Annotated in this window: 16 protein-coding genes; 11 read left to right on the top strand and 5 right to left on the bottom strand. The window is 33.4% G+C overall.

Annotated elements, in window-relative coordinates:
* The first annotated feature begins 119 nt into the window (after positions 1 to 119).
* The 3 genes from FHQ18_RS03100 to FHQ18_RS03090 are packed head-to-tail and all read left to right on the top strand — an operon-like array spanning position 120 to position 1714.
* Positions 120 to 710: an RlmE family RNA methyltransferase gene (locus FHQ18_RS03100; protein ID WP_149265708.1), complete on the top strand. Its 591-nt coding sequence runs from the start codon at positions 120 to 122 to the stop codon at positions 708 to 710.
* A complete protein-coding gene (larB, locus tag FHQ18_RS03095; protein WP_149265707.1) occupies positions 703 to 1473 on the top strand; it encodes a nickel pincer cofactor biosynthesis protein LarB in 771 nt (256 codons plus the stop codon). Before FHQ18_RS03100 ends, larB begins: the two co-directional genes overlap by 8 nt.
* Complete coding sequence (locus tag FHQ18_RS03090) at positions 1463 to 1714, top strand: hypothetical protein (RefSeq protein WP_149265706.1); 252 nt, start codon at positions 1463 to 1465, stop codon at positions 1712 to 1714. Before larB ends, FHQ18_RS03090 begins: the two co-directional genes overlap by 11 nt.
* A 904-nt stretch (positions 1715 to 2618) precedes the next feature.
* Here the strand turns inward: FHQ18_RS03090 and FHQ18_RS03085 are convergent.
* Positions 2619 to 3218, bottom strand: coding sequence for a YkgJ family cysteine cluster protein (locus tag FHQ18_RS03085; protein WP_149265705.1), 600 nt, complete (start codon positions 3216 to 3218; stop codon positions 2619 to 2621).
* Positions 3219 to 3640: 422 nt separating this feature from the next.
* On the opposite strand from FHQ18_RS03085, the gene FHQ18_RS03080 reads away from it, so the two are divergent.
* The 8 genes from FHQ18_RS03080 to FHQ18_RS03045 all read left to right on the top strand — a co-directional run bounded on the left by FHQ18_RS03080 (position 3641) and on the right by FHQ18_RS03045 (position 11875).
* Positions 3641 to 4525, top strand: coding sequence for a Wzz/FepE/Etk N-terminal domain-containing protein (locus FHQ18_RS03080; protein WP_188020323.1), 885 nt, complete (start codon positions 3641 to 3643; stop codon positions 4523 to 4525).
* 84 nt (positions 4526 to 4609) lie between these two features.
* The gene (traF, locus tag FHQ18_RS03075) at positions 4610 to 6067 is read left to right on the top strand and encodes a conjugal transfer protein TraF (protein ID WP_149265703.1); all 1458 of its coding nucleotides are present in this window, start codon (positions 4610 to 4612) and stop codon (positions 6065 to 6067) included.
* A 170-nt stretch (positions 6068 to 6237) separates the two neighbouring features.
* Complete coding sequence (locus FHQ18_RS03070) at positions 6238 to 6708, top strand: CBS domain-containing protein (protein ID WP_149265702.1); 471 nt, start codon at positions 6238 to 6240, stop codon at positions 6706 to 6708.
* A 27-nt stretch (positions 6709 to 6735) separates the two neighbouring features.
* Positions 6736 to 7512 (top strand): thiazole synthase, encoded by a 777-nt coding sequence (locus FHQ18_RS03065; protein WP_149265701.1) that lies wholly within the window; start codon positions 6736 to 6738, stop codon positions 7510 to 7512.
* Between the two features lies 1 nt (position 7513).
* Entirely contained in the window at positions 7514 to 8641 is a 1128-nt protein-coding gene (gene thiH, locus FHQ18_RS03060; protein ID WP_149265700.1) for a 2-iminoacetate synthase ThiH, read from the top strand.
* Entirely contained in the window at positions 8641 to 9825 is a 1185-nt protein-coding gene (locus FHQ18_RS03055; RefSeq protein ID WP_149265699.1) for a class I SAM-dependent RNA methyltransferase, read from the top strand. The genes thiH and FHQ18_RS03055 overlap by 1 nt, the downstream gene beginning before the upstream one ends.
* 3 nt (positions 9826 to 9828) lie before the next feature.
* Complete coding sequence (locus tag FHQ18_RS03050) at positions 9829 to 10311, top strand: MGMT family protein (protein ID WP_149265698.1); 483 nt, start codon at positions 9829 to 9831, stop codon at positions 10309 to 10311.
* Positions 10286 to 11875, top strand: a complete 1590-nt coding sequence (locus FHQ18_RS03045) for a carcinine hydrolase/isopenicillin-N N-acyltransferase family protein (RefSeq protein WP_149265697.1) — start codon at positions 10286 to 10288, stop codon at positions 11873 to 11875. Before FHQ18_RS03050 ends, FHQ18_RS03045 begins: the two co-directional genes overlap by 26 nt.
* A gap of 5 nt (positions 11876 to 11880) precedes the next feature.
* Here FHQ18_RS03045 and thiD read toward each other — a convergent pair whose 3' ends face one another.
* The 4 genes from thiD to FHQ18_RS12580 all read right to left on the bottom strand — a co-directional run bounded on the left by thiD (position 11881) and on the right by FHQ18_RS12580 (position 17021).
* Complete coding sequence (gene thiD / locus FHQ18_RS03040; RefSeq protein WP_149265696.1) at positions 11881 to 12648, bottom strand: bifunctional hydroxymethylpyrimidine kinase/phosphomethylpyrimidine kinase; 768 nt, start codon at positions 12646 to 12648, stop codon at positions 11881 to 11883.
* The gene (locus FHQ18_RS03035; protein ID WP_149265695.1) at positions 12645 to 16118 is read right to left on the bottom strand and encodes a DNA polymerase III subunit alpha; all 3474 of its coding nucleotides are present in this window, start codon (positions 16116 to 16118) and stop codon (positions 12645 to 12647) included. The genes thiD and FHQ18_RS03035 overlap by 4 nt, the downstream gene beginning before the upstream one ends.
* Entirely contained in the window at positions 16118 to 16744 is a 627-nt protein-coding gene (gene mobB, locus FHQ18_RS03030; RefSeq protein ID WP_149265694.1) for a molybdopterin-guanine dinucleotide biosynthesis protein B, read from the bottom strand. Before mobB ends, FHQ18_RS03035 begins: the two co-directional genes overlap by 1 nt.
* Before the next feature lie 124 nt (positions 16745 to 16868).
* Complete coding sequence (locus FHQ18_RS12580) at positions 16869 to 17021, bottom strand: hypothetical protein (protein ID WP_223144574.1); 153 nt, start codon at positions 17019 to 17021, stop codon at positions 16869 to 16871.
* Between the last annotated feature and the right edge of the window lie 9 nt (positions 17022 to 17030).

Genomic DNA, 17030 nt, shown 5'->3' with positions numbered 1-17030 from the left:
TGTAGTTATGCATCCACAATATTTGTTTATCTTTTGTGCAACACCCTTAACTTATTTGTAAACATAAAATTGCTTTTAAAAGCTGAGAAAACATTATTTAAAAAATTTTTGGAGATTATATGTATAAAAGGAAAGACGCTTATTACAAAAAGGCAAAAAAAGAAGGCTTTAAATCAAGAGCGGCTTATAAATTAATAGAAATAAACAACAAATATCAGCTTATAAAAAAAGGGGATGTCGTTCTGGACGCAGGATGCGCTCCCGGTGGCTGGTCTCAAGCAGTATTAACCATAGTAGGAAAGAAGGGATTAGTTGTTGGAATTGATATTTTGCCAGTGGAAGGTATCACTTTTCACAATTTTCATTTTATTCAGGGCAACCTTCTTGATGCTGAAACTCTTAACAAAGTATTAGATATTTCAAGAAATTTTGACACAGTAATTTCTGATGCTGCCCCAAACACAACTGGGCAAAAGATTACGGATCATGTTAATAGTCTTGAACTAGTAAAAACCATACTCTCCTTTGCAGAAAAAGTGCTAAAAAAAGGCGGAAACTTTCTATTCAAGCTTTTTGACGGTGAAGATAGAGATGAATTCATAAAATTATTAAAAACGAAATTTTCAACGATTAAGATTATCCGTCCTGATGCCACAAGGAAAAGCTCCTTCGAGATTTACGTAGTATGTAAAGGATACAAAGGTGAATAAGGATATATTACGTATTTTAGAAGAATTAAAGTCAGGTAAACTTGATAGTATAGCAGCTGCACAAAAGATAGAAGAAAAATTTATTCTTAATCATGATGAATTTCACATTGATACTCACAGAAGAGAACGTCTTGGTTTTGATGAAGTAATTTATGGAAAAGAGAAAACAATTAATCAGCTTGAAAGCATTATTAAATTATATCTTGAAAAAGATCTTCGTTTTTTCTGCACAGGACTTGATAACCTTAAAATTGACACCCTCACAAAACAGTTTGGCTCCAATGTAACCTTTTGTAGAAAAAGTGGTACAGCTAAAAATTTTGAATACCCACCTTGCAAATTTAAGAAAACGGTTGGCATAATCACTGCTGGTAGCTCTGATGCTAAAGTAGCTTACGAAGCTCATGAAACCTTGAAGGTTCTTGGAGTTGCCGCAAAAACCTATATTGATGTAGGTGTGGCAGGGATTCATCGTTTTTTCAAATATTCAGAAGATTTGAAAAAACACACTGTTCTCATAGTAATTGCAGGAATGGAAGGTGCACTTTCAAGTGTTGTAGGAGGTTTGTTCCCTCAACCCATAATAGCTGTGCCAACATCTGTTGGATATGGCACTGCACTTGGAGGTTTTACTCCATTATTTGCCATGCTCACAAGCTGTGCAAATGGTATTACTGTAGTAAATATCGATAACGGCTTTGGCGCTGCAATGGCAGCTTTCAGAATAATAAACTGTTTGCCAGAGGCTCAAAATGATAGATAACATACTCATTTTTGTAGCAGGAATGATTTTGGGTGGATTTGTTTATGTTCAGATAGAAGGTTTTATAAAAAACAAAATTGAAAACCTAAATTTAAAAAGATTTGGTCAAATTGTCAGCTTTGCATCCATATTTTTTATATCAGTAAACTTTTTGACTTTTAAAGCAATGATTTTATATGGCTTTTTTACAGGTTCTTTACTCTTTAGCTTTATCCCTCAAATGACCGATGAACAAAAATAATCTTACGTATTTTAAAGAAGTTCTTTTTTGGTATCTAATTGTAACAATTTATTTCATCATAAAATACTTTTCATTTAAACTGGAAATTCCTATAATTAACTGAGCAAAACAATAGGTTATAAAAGGATATAAAAAAACTTACATTACACTTTATTATACCCTTATCGAGCCTTTATTTATTGCCTTTATAGGACTCATTGTAGGATTTATTGTATTCTCAATTATGCTTCCTCTCTTTGAACTTAACACCTTCATAAAGTGAGGGTATTGCACAATAAAAGATATTACAAAGGCACAACTTATTGGTAAACAAAGATTACTTCGCTGACGCTTGCTGGTGACAACCTTCTTAGTCATTGCGAGGAGCAATAGCGACGAAGCAATCTCTCTCGTCTACTACTCTTATTTCATTCACACAAAAGATTGCTTCCCGAGCACCTAATTTGAAAAATTATGATGTTTGAGCTGGTTTTGTTTGTAAATGGGATATGGTATTTGCGGGATGAGTCCTCATGTTAGGTGCTCGGTCGCAATGACAAATCGCCGTGTCCTGTCACCAGCGAGGAACAAAGTGACAAAGCATTATCACCCATCAACCACTTTTATCCCTTTCGCTGTTAATGGTACAATAATTCCCCAGTAAAAGGCCCTTAAAATTCCCCACCTGTGTATGTTAACATCCTCCAACAAATACACAGTTTGGATGAAATTTGTTAATGTCAACAAAAAAAATTAACAAAATTGCCAATATAAAAGTTAACAAAAGTGTTAACTAATTTTTGCATTATTTTCACTCAATAATTTTTTTGTTCTGTAAGATCTACCCACAATCTTTTCCACAACAGAATGATGTAATAATCTATCTAAATTAGTTGCCACTTTTTCAGTGGCAACTAAAGTAAATCTAATTTAATAACCTATACATAATATCAAGCAAACGATAACTTTTATAATCTTTACCTTTTTCTTTTAAAACATCCGCTAGAGCAATGTAAATAGTTTCATATATCTCCTTAATATAAATATTTGAAATTATTTTTATATCCTCATCCATAACACTCATTGTAACTGCTTCAATACATTTATTATGGTCAGTAGAAGTCACACTCCTGCATAAAATCGGTCTCACAGGATAAATCATACAGTTTTTACGCTCATCCAAAAAAATGCATTCTATTTTAGCTGCAATCCTCTCTTCATCAGTAAGTCCTTTGGCAAGCAAATATTTCTCTCTCAACTTCTGTTTTAAGTTTATAATGTCATTATGAAAATTTGACGTTAAATATTCTGCTATATTCTCTGCTTCAATTCCTAAAACTGATATATTCACAACACAGCAGTAACCACATCCTGCCTTACAATCAATCAACCCAGTATTAAACTTCTCTTTATTTTCCTCTATAAAACCATCTGTAAAAGCCAAAACCTCACGTAATCCCTTTAAATTCAAACCATATTGAGCAACAATTTCTTTTACCCTTTTATAAATCTCATTTTTATTCATTTATACCTACACTTTCTAAACATGTAACTTATCATATCAATTTAATTGTATTATCAAGCTATTATAACCATCACCCCAACACATCTCCTCTCTTAAAACATAAATTAATCAAATCAAAGATAGAATCAACCTTTCATTTTAAAATGAAACTATAAACATTTAAATTTAAAGTATTTTGAATATAATCACCTGATTTTACAAAAGCTGCTACAATTAGCGCCATGTAAAAGTATCACATATACACCAAAAAACATCTCCACAGTCATGGAATAGTATAATTTAAAGTTAAAAAAGATAAAAATCCTAATTACCATTATTTAGTATAAAAATGAGCAACTCCAAAGCTTTAATCTCTCTTGAAATTAAATAAATTCACTATTAAAATTAAATTGTGTAAAAATTTAAATAAGAGGAGGATGAAATTGGAAAACAAATCACAATATCAAAATATCCCTAATTATTACGAAGATGAAATTGATTTATATGAGTTATGGTTAACAATTAAAAAATATAAAAAACTAATATTTGCAATAGTCATCGTTTCATTGATTATTGCTACTTTGTATACTTTTTTAACACCAAGAGTGTATACCGTGGAAAATACTTTGTTTTTACCTAATTTAAAAACTATAAACGATACTTTGTTTTCTTCTAGTTCAGGATCAAAAACCAGTGATAGGTCTATCTTTAATAAAAACGATATCAAGAATTTGTTGTCAAACTTAGATAAATATGACGAAAATACATTGAAAAATTATTTAAAATTAAATGATGATGAAATTCAAACGCTTAAAAGTATTAAAGTCTCAGATATAAAAAGAGGTAATTTATTGACAATCAGAATTGATGTTCAGGATATAGCTTTAGCCAAGAACATACTTAACAAAATTTTAGATTATATAAACAACTTAAATCTTATTAAAGAATCACTACAGCAAAATAAATTGCTGTTAGAAAAAGAAAGAGACAATCTTTACGCAAAAATAGTGGAATACAAATTTCTAATTAAGAAACTAAAAAGTTTCAATCATCAAAGAGATAATCTTTATTTGGGATTTGACCCTTATGGTGCTTTATTAGATGTTGAGCATAAATACAATTTAATTTTAGAAACACTTAAAACATATAATAAATTCAACAAAATAACATATTTATCTGATCCAATTTATCCAAACAAACCTTCTAAACCTAAAACGAAATTAATAATTGCTGTTTCCTTTATTACCTCTTTAATGTTCGGAATTTTTCTAGCTTTTTTTATTGAATGGATAAAAAATGCACAAAAAAGATATGAAAAAAATAATTAATCACAAAAATTTTTTTTAAGCTTTTGTTTTATCTAAATTCATCTGCTATAATAATATAGTCATAAATTAATGTAGGAGTCTAATATGCGTTTAGTCACTTATATCTTACTTTCCTTAATTATTCCATCTTTAGTTTTTTCTGCTGAATGGCAAATAGTTGGTCCCCGCGCACTTGGTATGGGTGGAGCATATGTTGCTGTGGTAAATGATTCAACAGCTGCATACTGGAATCCTGCAGCATTCGGTTTTTACAAAACTACAGATGTTAGGAAATATCAAAACAGAAATTTTGGCTTAGGAGTAGGAGTGGGTGCTGGTTATTCCATTCATAATGATTTAGGTGAAAAGATTGATAATATACTCGATTTTGATTACGATGTTATTTCAAGTGATATTTCCTCAGATGGACAAATAAGTCTACAAAATTTGGATGACTATGTGAATCTCATAAACAATGTAGCAAAAATCAATGAAAATGACGCTGTAGTTTTCAAAACAAACGGTTATATTGCTTCGAGAATTGGACATTTTGGTATTGGTGTTTATGCACTGGGAAATATAGCTGCTCTTCCAATTCTTGATTTAAAAAATATCGGCATTAATACATCAACTACAAATATAATCGACACATTAAAAGATGTAGATGGAACAACAGGTGAGACACCATCAAACTCTAATTTACAAGATTTGGCTCAAGAAATAGCTAACACACTTCCAAACTGGTCACTAAGTGATGCCAACGACTACTTAGCTGATTTAGAAGACTCATTAAACACCCAAGGAATACCCATCACTCAAGATATTATTAATGCTGCATATACTGTTGCAAAAGTGGCAAATGATGCTCAAAGTGGTAAATCTTATGATCAAAACCAATCAAAAATAAAATTTAATGGTTTGATTTATGTAGAGGTTCCTTTAACTTATGGATACGCATTTAATAAAAATTTTGCCATTGGTGGTAATGTGAAGTTCATGAAAGGTCGTTACTACGAATCTTATGTTTCTTTATATGACGATAACAACGACAATGACCTTTTTGACAATGCAAAAGACGATTATGAAGAATCAACAACTTTCGGTGTTGACCTTGGTGCAATGTATAAAATTGGAAATACCATCACTCTTGGAATTGTTGGTAGAAATTTAAACACTCCAAAATTTGATAAGCCATCAGGTGGAGAATATAAACTGGACCCTCAAGCCAGAGCTGGTATTGCAATTACACCTTTTAGCTGGCTTACACTTGCAGCAGATATTGACCTCACAAAAAATGACACTAATGTAAACAATTATGATTCTCAAAACCTCTCAATCGGTGCAGAAATCGAACTGCTAAAATTTTTGGCTCTCAGAGCTGGGTATTATAAAAATCTTGCTGAAAGTGACATTGACAATGTCTATACAGCAGGACTTGGTCTAAACTTTTACTTATTCAGACTCGACGCAGGAATAGCTTTCAGCGACAAGACAACTACAATTGATGGCAACGATTTGCCAAATGAAATCAAGGCAGAAGTAGCACTCTCTTTTGAATTCTAATTAAAGATTATAAAGAGGGAGAGACAGCTTTCCCTCTTTTTTACTCCAAAACATCGAATTTTAAGTCAATTATCTTTGTAAAAATAAATTTACACACGTTTTCATCATTTTTTATTGATTGAAATATAGGTGAAAAGGGGTATAATATTTGAAAAAATGGGAGGAAAGTCATGTACGCAAAACAGATTATGTACACGCCAAAGTTTGTGGTAAAACCAAATGATAAATTACATATAGTAGTGGAAAAATGGAAAAATAAACCCTGTGATGTCCCAGTTGTTGATAATGAAGGGGTTGTGGTGGGTTTAATCACAGCAAAACAAATTATAAGAAAAATTCTTCCTCAGTATTTACTTAATGGTAATATTGATAATGTTATGGGTTTTTCTGACCTACCAAATTTTTCAGAAAAAATTTGCGAGTGCTTTAAAAAAGAAGTAAAAGATGTTATGAAAAGTGATTACAACTGGGCTTATGAAGATGAAAGCACGTTATCAATTGCTTTAAAACTGATTAATGATAAAAAATGCGTAAGAACTATTGTAGTAATAGATAGAAATAAGAAATTAAAAGGGCTTATCGATGTTTGGTCTGTAGTAAAAAGAATGTTAAAAGAAGGTAACTGTACATTTGAATGGTAAAATCAAAATAAAAAATTTGGAGTAATAATGTTTAAAAACGAACTAATTATTGCAAACAGAACATTCAAAAGTCGCCTTATGGTCGGCACAGGTAAGTTTCCAAACAGTGAAATTATGAAAAAAGCTCTTGAAGCTTCAGAAACGGAAATTGTCACAGTGGCTTTAAGACGTGTGGATATAAGTAATCCTCAAGATGACATTTTATCTCATATTGATACGGAAAAATATCTCTTACTTCCTAACACCTCCGGAGCAAGGGATGCTGAAGAAGCCGTACGCCTTGCAAGATTGGCAAGGGCTGCTGGATGTGAGCCATGGGTAAAATTGGAAGTTACCCCAGACCCATATTATCTTTTACCTGACCCCATAGAAACCTTTAAAGCAGCTGAATTACTTGTAAAAGAAGGATTCAACGTTTTGCCATACATAAATGCAGACCCAGTTTTAGCAAAAAGACTCGAAGAAATAGGGTGTGTAACCGTTATGCCCCTTGGAGCCCCCATAGGAACAAATAAAGGAATAAAAACTGCAGAAAATCTGAAAATTATCATAGAACAAAGCAACGTGCCGGTGGTAGTAGACGCAGGTCTTGGAGCGCCAAGCCATGCTGCACTTGCTATTGAAATGGGGGCCGATGCTGTACTTGTCAATACAGCAATTGCCACTGCCAACGATCCTGTAAAAATGGCCATTGCTTTTAAACTTGCTGTTGAAGCTGCATGTGTAGCAAGGGACGCAGGACTGCCCGCCGCAAAGCAATATGCTGAGGCATCGAGTCCACTAACCGGATTTTTGAGGGAATAAAATGAGTTTTTATGACATATACAAGCATTACGATTGGGATGAAATAAAAAACTTTATTTATTCAAGGGATGAAACTGATATAATCTCCACCCTTGGGAAGCAACACCTGACAGATGAAGACTTTGCCACCTTACTTTCACCTGCTGCTGAAAAATATATTGAAGAGATGGCACAAACTGCTCATAAAATCACAGTTATGCGCTTTGGAAAAACAATAAAACTCTATGCTCCACTATATCTGTCCAATGTTTGTACAAATTCTTGTATCTACTGCGGATTTAACGTGCATAACAAAATTCCTAGGATTACACTTAATGAAGATGAAATCGAAGTGGAAGCAAAAGCTGTAAGTGACACAGGGATAAAACATATACTGCTTCTAACAGGTGAAGCACCAAAAATTGCCAACATTGACTACTTAAAAAAAGCTACTGAAATATGCAGTAAATATTTCTCGTCAATAGGTATAGAAATCTATCCTTTGGATATAGAAGGCTATAAAACACTTGTAGATGCAGGTGTTGACCTTTTAACGATTTATCAAGAAACTTACAACAGAAAAACTTATAATGAAGTGCATCTTGCTGGTAAGAAAAAAGATTTTTTATGGAGACTCGAAACCCCAGAAAGAGGGGCTGCTGCAGGACTTAGAACAGTAGGAATTGGAGCATTGATGGGTCTTGACGACTTCAGAGTAGAAGAGTTTTTCGTAGGAATACACGCAAAATACCTAATGAAAAAATATTGGAAGACCCATTTTACCGTATCTTTCCCTCGTATTAGAAAAGCTGAAGGATGTTATGCTCCGCGCTGTTATGTATCGGATAAAAATCTCGTACAATCGATTGTTGCAATGAGAATGTTTTTGCATGATGTGGGTATCGTAATATCCACAAGAGAACCTGCTTGGTTGAGAGATAACCTCATCCCCCTTGGTGTTACACAGATGAGCGCAGGCTCTAAAACCGAACCCGGCGGTTATGCACTACATGAAGATGAAAAGGCTGAACAATTTCACATAGAAGATAATAGACCTGTGAATGAAATTATAAATGTTATAAGGTCAAAAGGGTATGACCCTGTCTTAAAAGATTGGGACAGAGCCTTTGTCCAACCTGTATCAGTTTGATGAAAACCTATAATAATATCCCCATCATTGATACAGCCTATGGTGGTTATGGTGTAGCAAAAATTGAAGGTAGCTACACTGTTTTTATCCCCTTTACAGTGGAAGGGGATGTTGTCGACTTTCAGATAACCACGCAGAAAAAAACTCATGCTTTCGGAAAACTATTACAAATCAAAGAAAAATCTTATCACCGAAAAGAAATAGCCTGCCCCTATCTTTTCCAATGTGGAGGGTGCCTTTTTGGACACATTGATTACGGCAGTCAGCTTACAATAAAGGAAAAAATCGTAAAAAACTTTTTTCGAAAAATTTCCAATTTTAAGATAGATGAAATAATAAGCTCATCCCCTGATAGATACAGATTCAGAGCAACATTTAGAATTTTGAAAAACAAATCTGGCTTTTTAGGTTTCAAGAGTAACAGATTTATCCAGGTTGAAAATTGCTTAATTTGTAAAACATCAATGATTGAAAAAATCAAAGAGTTTTTAAGATTTGCGAATTCAGACGCTCCAACAAAATGTTACATTATTGAAAATGAAGAGAATAAGGCGCTTATAAATTTTGAAGGTAAAATTGAGAAAGATAGTATCGAAATCGAAAATGTCGTGGGGATAAAAACTAAAAATAAAATTTTTGGACAAGAAAAAATAAAAATCAGCGTTGATGATACATTTTACTACTGTGGATTTGACTCTTTCAGCCAATCAAACAGATATCTTCTCAATAAATTTCTCTGCTATTCTACAAAATTTTTAAAAAAGAATGATAGAGTGTTAGAACTTTATTCAGGTAGCGGCTTCTTTACCAATACTATATCTAGAAAAACTGAAACGGTAACAGCCGTGGAAGAAAACTTTGAAGCGACAAAACTCTTAAAAGAACTAAACCTTAATAATTTAAACGTATTCACAGAAAAGGTTGAAAAATTACAACAAAGCATATTGAAAAATCATAATATTCTTTTTGTTGATCCTCCAAGATCTGGTTTATCTAAAAATGTTATAAAACTTGCCCTCAAGCATTCTTTTGAAAAAATCATATATGTTTCATGCAATCCTGCTACAATGGCAAGAGATATTTCAAAGTTAATTGATAAATACCAAATTGAAAATTTTTACATAATTGACATGTTTCCTAATACATATCATATTGAATCTATAGCATATCTCACATTGAGGTAAAAAATGACTGCCGCTACTATCTCTTTATCCAGCGAGCTTGGAGTAAAAGTTGATTTTGATGAAAAACTAGAAAAAATCGTCCAAACAACAATTATTTTCGATAACATCCTTGAAACTAACACAAAAAAAATACCCTCAAATATTTTAAAATTTTTCAAAAACTATCTAAACATGCCAAATGATTACTTAGTCTCTTATCTAGAATGGGAAAAAATCACCGATAACTATAAAAAAATATACTTAGCACTGATGAAGATAAAACCAGGAGAAACTATAACCTATGGTGAATTAGCTCAAAGAGTTGGTATCACACGAGGAGCAAGGGTAGTGGGGAACGCAATGGCAAAAAATCCATATTCTCTTATTATTCCTTGTCACAGAGTAGTATCAAAAAATGGAATTGGGGGCTTCTTTTATGGCCCTTCTAATAAAAAGCGTTTACTAAAATGGGAGGAAGTCTATGAATTTATGGCATGTAAAAAATGAAAATGATCTTGCAGCTACTCAAAATAAAGAAACTTTTCTCTTTTTTCAAAACCTACTACATAACTCTTTGAAATTAACTGCAAACAACTCTGTCGCATATCTCATAAACAATTTTGTAAAAATTTTAGTATACAAGATTAAAAAGAACTTAAGCCAAGAATATCTAAATTTTTTAAAAATTTATGCAACGGCAAATAATATTTCATTAAATAATCTACTATTGGCAGTAAGTTTTCCTGATATTTTCTCATATATGCTATCAAAAACCGGTAGTAAAATGTATCTAAATATTCCTCACGTATTTTTAGGTTGCTCTACACTCCTTTTACCCACAGAAAATGGTGTACTACATTGTAGAAACCTTGACTATTTTGGTGGGAAGCTCTGGACAAGTAATCACGCTGTAATGCTTTTGAATTTTCCAAATATGATAAAATCGATAAATATAACCACCATGGGACTACCTGTTGTCGGTATCACATCATTAAATGAAGCAGGTATCTCTTTATCTGTTCATATGCTTTTTACTAAAGAGGTAAATATAAACGGTTCACTTGTAACAGATCTTGCTTTTCAAGTAATCACGAAAGCAACAAACATTTCTGATGTATTAAAAATTGTAAAGGATAAGCCCACTGTCAGCGGATGGGCTTTTATAGTGTTCAGTCACAAGGAAAACAAAGGTGTTTTGATTGAATTTAACGGCAAGAAAACCTGCATAAAAGAGCTTAATAGCTTGCCTTTTATATACAACAACTTTTATATGACCAGAGAACAACAATCTTCTGAACTGTACCCATCCTATATATGGATACAAAATAATTTTTACAGAAACAACCATCTCAAACGTCTATTATCAGATAAACAAACTTTTTCACTGAAAGATGCAATTAAAATAATTAGTGATACCTCCGATTACCATCATGGTAACAAGGACCCTTTTGGTCACACTGTGGCAAATAGCTTTACTGTCACATCTGCTATTTTTGACGTAAACAACGAAAGATTATCATTAGGCGAAAATCATTCTCCCGCTGGAGTTGGAATAAACAAAATTTACGACTTATCTAAAATCTTCAATGGTGAACTGGATGAAATCGATAAAATAAATATTATCCAAGATGAGAAAAAAAGAGCATTCTATAATGCTGTTGTAAGTGTGATGGATATTTTATACACTAATCAGGACTATGAAAAATGCATAAACATTCTCGACAAACTAGGAGAAAATCTGAATGACAGCTATTTTACCCTTTTACTTTATGCTATTTTGTTAATTAAAAAGGAAGATTTTATAAGAGCAAAAGAGAAACTTTACAAAGCTTTAGAAAAAACTTATTTGGACTCGTATAGACTTGGAATGATAAAACTGCTAGTTGCGGCCATAGAAGATTTTACCGGCAAGAAAAAGATAGCAACAGAGCTTTATGCGGATATTTTACAAAATCACAGATTTGTAGATTTAAACATTCTAACATTAAAACTTTATACAAAAGGGGTAGATAAAAACTTTTTCAAAAAAGTTGTACCAAACTTTTTCCTTTCCCATTTCCTGATTATCTAAATTTTTCAGAAATGGATTAATGGGCCTCGCCCTTTACCAAGCTTATAATTTTTTCCTCTCAATAATGATTCTGTTAAAAATTCCTTAGCTTTTCTCACTGCTACCACTACGGGCATCCTCTTTGCAATATTAGCAGCTATGGCTGATGACAAGGTACAACCTGTCCCATGAGTATTTGCGGTTTTCACTTTGCTGGACGTGAAAACTTCAAAATTTTCTCCATCAAAAAGTATATCCACCGCTTCCTCACTTCGCAAATGCCCACCCTTTATCAACACATATTTTGCACCTTTTTCTTTAATTCTTTTTGCTCCCTCCATCATATCATTCACATTTTTAATTTCTATTCCGGCTATAGTAGAGGCTTCATCCAAATTTGGAGTTACCATAAATGCATTGGAAATCAAATTATCAAAAGAACCATCAAAAAGAGATGTACCATCACTTGCTTTAAAAATAGTGTCAAGGATAAAAGGTACTTGCTTTTTAGACAAATAACACCCAACGAAATCAGCTATATCGGAAGCTGCCAGCATTCCTATTTTTACAATATCAATCTTGAAATCAGTAAACAGTATATCCAGCTGTTTTTCAATCATCTTCAATGGCATAGGGAAAACTTCTTTGACTCCCTGTGTATTTTGTATGGTAATAGCTGTAATCACTGTCAATCCATAGACACCTAATGCAGAAAATGTTTTCAAATCAGCTTGAATACCTGCGCCTGCACTACCATCTGAGCCGGCAATACTCAACACTACAGGTAAACTCATATCTCCACCTCAACACTGTATCTATTTTCTCCAAGAAGACTATCAAGCTGTCTAAAAAATCCAAGTTTTGGACTTACTCTGTATTCATCTGATACCTTTATTAATACTTTACCTTTACCCTGTACCTCTACTTCAAAATATATGGGCTTTTCCCCTTTCTCACTTATTACTACCTTCTTCAACTCATTGCTAAGATTCTCATTAAATCCAGTGGCATTTATTTTTACTTTGATTGCAGAAATAAGCTTATCAAAGGCTTCCTCGATATGATATATTTCTTCAGCCACTATAGAATATTCATCCTCTTTAAAATTGACCGTCCCTTTCACAATTATAATACTATCCTCTTCTAGATGTCTTACATGCTCTTTGTAAAGCTTTGGAAAAACCACTACATCCATTGTCCCTTCTAAATCCTCTAAAGTTACAAACGCCATCCTTTCATTAGTTTTTGTGATATAATTTTTCACACTTTTTACGATTCCACCCACTGTCACAACATTGCTTTCGTCACTTTTTTCTATATCAGCCGATTTTTTAGTAAATATTTCAAGTATGCTGGAATAATTCACTAAAGGATGGTTCGAAAGATAAAAACCAAGCACCTCTTTTTCAAACTTTAAAAGCTCATTTTCAGGCATCTCATCCACATCAGGATAAAACTCTTCCTCAACAGCCTCCCCATTCTCTTTCAGCAAATCTTCAATAGTAATAATCCCTTCTTTTTTTAACTGCTGTTCTTTCTGTCCTGTCTCCATGGCAGTATCAAGCACCTGTAAAAGCTGTCTTCTGTTTTTCCCAAAAGAATCCATTGCACCTGCTTTAATAAGTGATTCTATCACTTTTCTATTTACCTGCCTTAAATCAACTCTTCTACAAAAATCGTATATACTCTTAAACTTTCCCCCTTTTTCCCTTTCTTTAATAATTTCATCAATGGCACCAAACCCAACGTTTTTAATGGCGCCAAGCCCAAAACGAATCGAATTGCCGGCAATTACAAAATCTTTGTAAGACTCATTAATGTCAGGTTGCAATACCTTAATCCCCATTTTCTTACATTCATCAATAAAGGCAACAACTTTATCCCCTTTTTCCAACTCATTAGAAAGAAGCGATGTCATATATTCCACTGGATAATGGGCTTTGAGATAGGCTGTCTGATAACTCACCATAGCATAAGCTGCAGAGTGACTTTTATTAAATCCGTACTCTGCAAATTTTGCCATCAAATCGAAAATTTCACTGGCCTTTTTCTCTTCAAAACCTCTTTTTACAGCCCCCTCAATATTCAATTTTTCATCACCATAAAGGAATATCTCCCTATGTTTTGCCATCTCTTCAGGCTTCTTTTTCCCCATTGCCCTTCTGAGCAAGTCCGCACTACCAAGAGAGTATCCAGCTATAATCTGGGCTATCTGCATCACCTGTTCTTGATAAACGATAATTCCATAAGTCTCTTTCAATATATCCTCAAGCTCAGGCAAAGGATAAGTAACCTCTTGCAATCCATGTTTCCTTTTTACAAAGTCATCGAGCATTCCACTACCAATGGGACCAGGTCTATAAAGAGCTACAAGAGCAATGATATCCTCAAAAGCTGTGGGTTTTAGTTTTTTCAAAAGATTTTTCATCCCACTACTTTCTAGCTGAAATACTCCAGTGGTTTCTCCCGAGGACAAAAGCTCAAAGGTCTTTTCATCATCTAAAGGAATCTTTGAGATATCAAACTGAGGGTCATGATTTTTCCGTATCAGTTTTTCTGCATAATCAATCACAGTCAGGTTTTTCAACCCCAAAAAGTCAAACTTTACAAGCCCCACCTTTTCGAGGGTATCCTTTTCTAACTGTGTTACCACCTCATTATTCTGCCCTCTACAAAGAGGTACATATTCCACAAGGGGCTCATCCGATATTACAACACCTGCAGCATGCATCCCTGCATTTCTTAATAACCCCTCCAGTTTTAAAGCGTGAGTTAAAAGCTCTTTCCCTTTTTCAATACTCTCTATATTTTTCTTAATCTCAGGATCCATCTCCAAAGCTTTCTTCAATGTTAAACCTGGTTTTTCAGGGATCAACTTTGCAATTTTGTCCACAACTTTTAAAGGTATCTCAAGGACTCTTCCTACATCCCTAATAACCCCACGGGCAAGAAGCTTACCAAATGTAATAATTTGCGCTACTCTATTATCACCATATTTGCTACGAACATAATTTATAACTTCTTCCCTTCTATTCATACAGAAATCGATATCAAAATCCGGCATACTTTTTCGCTCTGGGTTCAAAAACCTTTCAAAAAGCAATTTGTATTTAATGGGGTCAATATCTGTAATCCCTACCGCATAAGCCACAAGGGAACCAGCTCCAGAACCTCTCCCAGGCCCCACAGGAATTTTATTTTTTCTTGCATAGTTAATAAAATCCCAAACAATTAGATAATAGCCATCATACCCTTTCTCATGAATAATTTTCAGCTCATATTCCAGCCTATCATAATATTCCTTATGTTTTTCAAGAGGCACTTTTGCCAATCTTTGATGCAACCCTTCCCTGGCAATGTGCTCAAGATACGTTTTAAGAGTAAACCCCTCTGGTACAGAATAAACCGGAAGATGCAGTTTCCCAAATTCCATTGAGACATTACACATTTCAGCTATCTTCACCGTATTTATGAGCGCTTCTGGCACATCTTTAAATGATTCCCACATCTCTTCAGGTGATTTCACATACAGTTCAGATGAATGCGAATCTTTTCTACCAGGGTCTGAGATAGTCTGCTGATATTGAATACACATCAGAATCTGATGAGATTCATAGTCTTCCTTATCCAGAAAGTGACAGTCATTTGTAGCTACAAGGGGAATACCCGTTTCCTTTGAAATGTTTATAAGTTGTTGATTTACTATATTTTGTTCAGGGATACCGTTATCCTGAATTTCAAGATAATAATTATCTTTTCCCATAATTTCATAGTATTCTAATGCCACTTTTTTAGCGGCTTCATACCCTTCATTTAATATTTTCCTGGCAGGCTCACCTGCAAGACATGCGGAAAGAGCAATCAACCCCTTTGAATATTTTGCAAGAAGCTCTTTATCTATTCTTGGTTTATAATAAAACCCTTCGAGCTGAGCTAATGACACAAGATATTGCAAATTTTTAAGTCCTGTATTGTTTTTAGCAAGTAAAATCAGGTGATAGTTTTTATCCTCTTTCTTATCATAACTTTTATTAAACCTTGAATCAGGCGCCACATAAACTTCACACCCTATAATAGGCTTAATCTCATTTGCAAGAGCCTGTGTATAAAAATCTACAATCCCGTACATAGTGCCGTGATCCGTAATAGCAACAGATTTTGCACCGTAAGATTTCAATCTTTTCATAAGTTCCGAAATATGTATTGCCCCGTCTAACAAAGAATATTGAGTATGAAGATGTAGATGAACAAACTCCTTACTCATTAATCAAACTCCACTTTAACTTTTACATTTTTGACGGTTTTAAAAAACTTCACCATAGAAATTTTCTCCTCTAAAAACCTTTTTACAAGCTCATCCTCACAATCCACTTTCACATCAACATTCTCAAAATTAGCAATAGATATAATATAATCCGCCACCTTTTCATAATCACTTAGCCCAAATATCGGCTTATCTATTGACACCTCGCTGTTAGTAACGATCCCCACAAGATGGTTATCACCAAAACATAACGGTTCTTTGCCGTGCTCAATTCTGTAAATTTCAAACTTAGGAATATTACTTTTTTTATACCCCTCTGTTAAGATTATATCCACATCACTAAAATATTTTAAAATCAGTTCATACACTGACATATCCCTATTCACGCTTTTTACTAAGGCAATTTTCTCTTTTGATGAAATTATTACCTGCCTTGAACCTGCACTTTTCAGTCGATAGGAATCTTTACCAGGTTTATCAATCTCAAATTTATGGGCATCATGCTTTATCGCTCCTACCTTAAACCCCTTTTTAGTAAAAACAGGTATTAGATTCTCTAAAAATGTGGTTTTTCCACTGCCAGAACTACCCACAAAGGTAAATAAAGGAGGGAATTTATTCTTCATTTTACTCTCCATTTTAGATATAATTTATTGCAAACTTACAATAGATTGTACGGTTATAAAATCAGATGGCAGGCTTTTCAAGTTTTAAATTTAAAACTGAACTTTTCCTTTTATCAGCTCTTCTTTACTCATTAATAATAAGCTTTACCTCAAACAGATCATCATACCTTTTAAATGCTCTAATAACATCATTACTGTCAATAATTATTTTGCGTATATTTTTTAAAGGTAAACTTTTCTTATTTTTCTTAATAATTATCCTCTTTTCTAATCTCACTCTTTCAAA

This window comes from Deferribacter autotrophicus (genome assembly GCF_008362905.1).
In the GTDB taxonomy this organism is placed as follows: Bacteria; Chrysiogenota; Deferribacteres; order Deferribacterales; family Deferribacteraceae; genus Deferribacter; species Deferribacter autotrophicus.
Note: the sequence above shows the minus strand (reverse complement) of the source record. Positions and strands in the feature narration are given on the sequence as shown.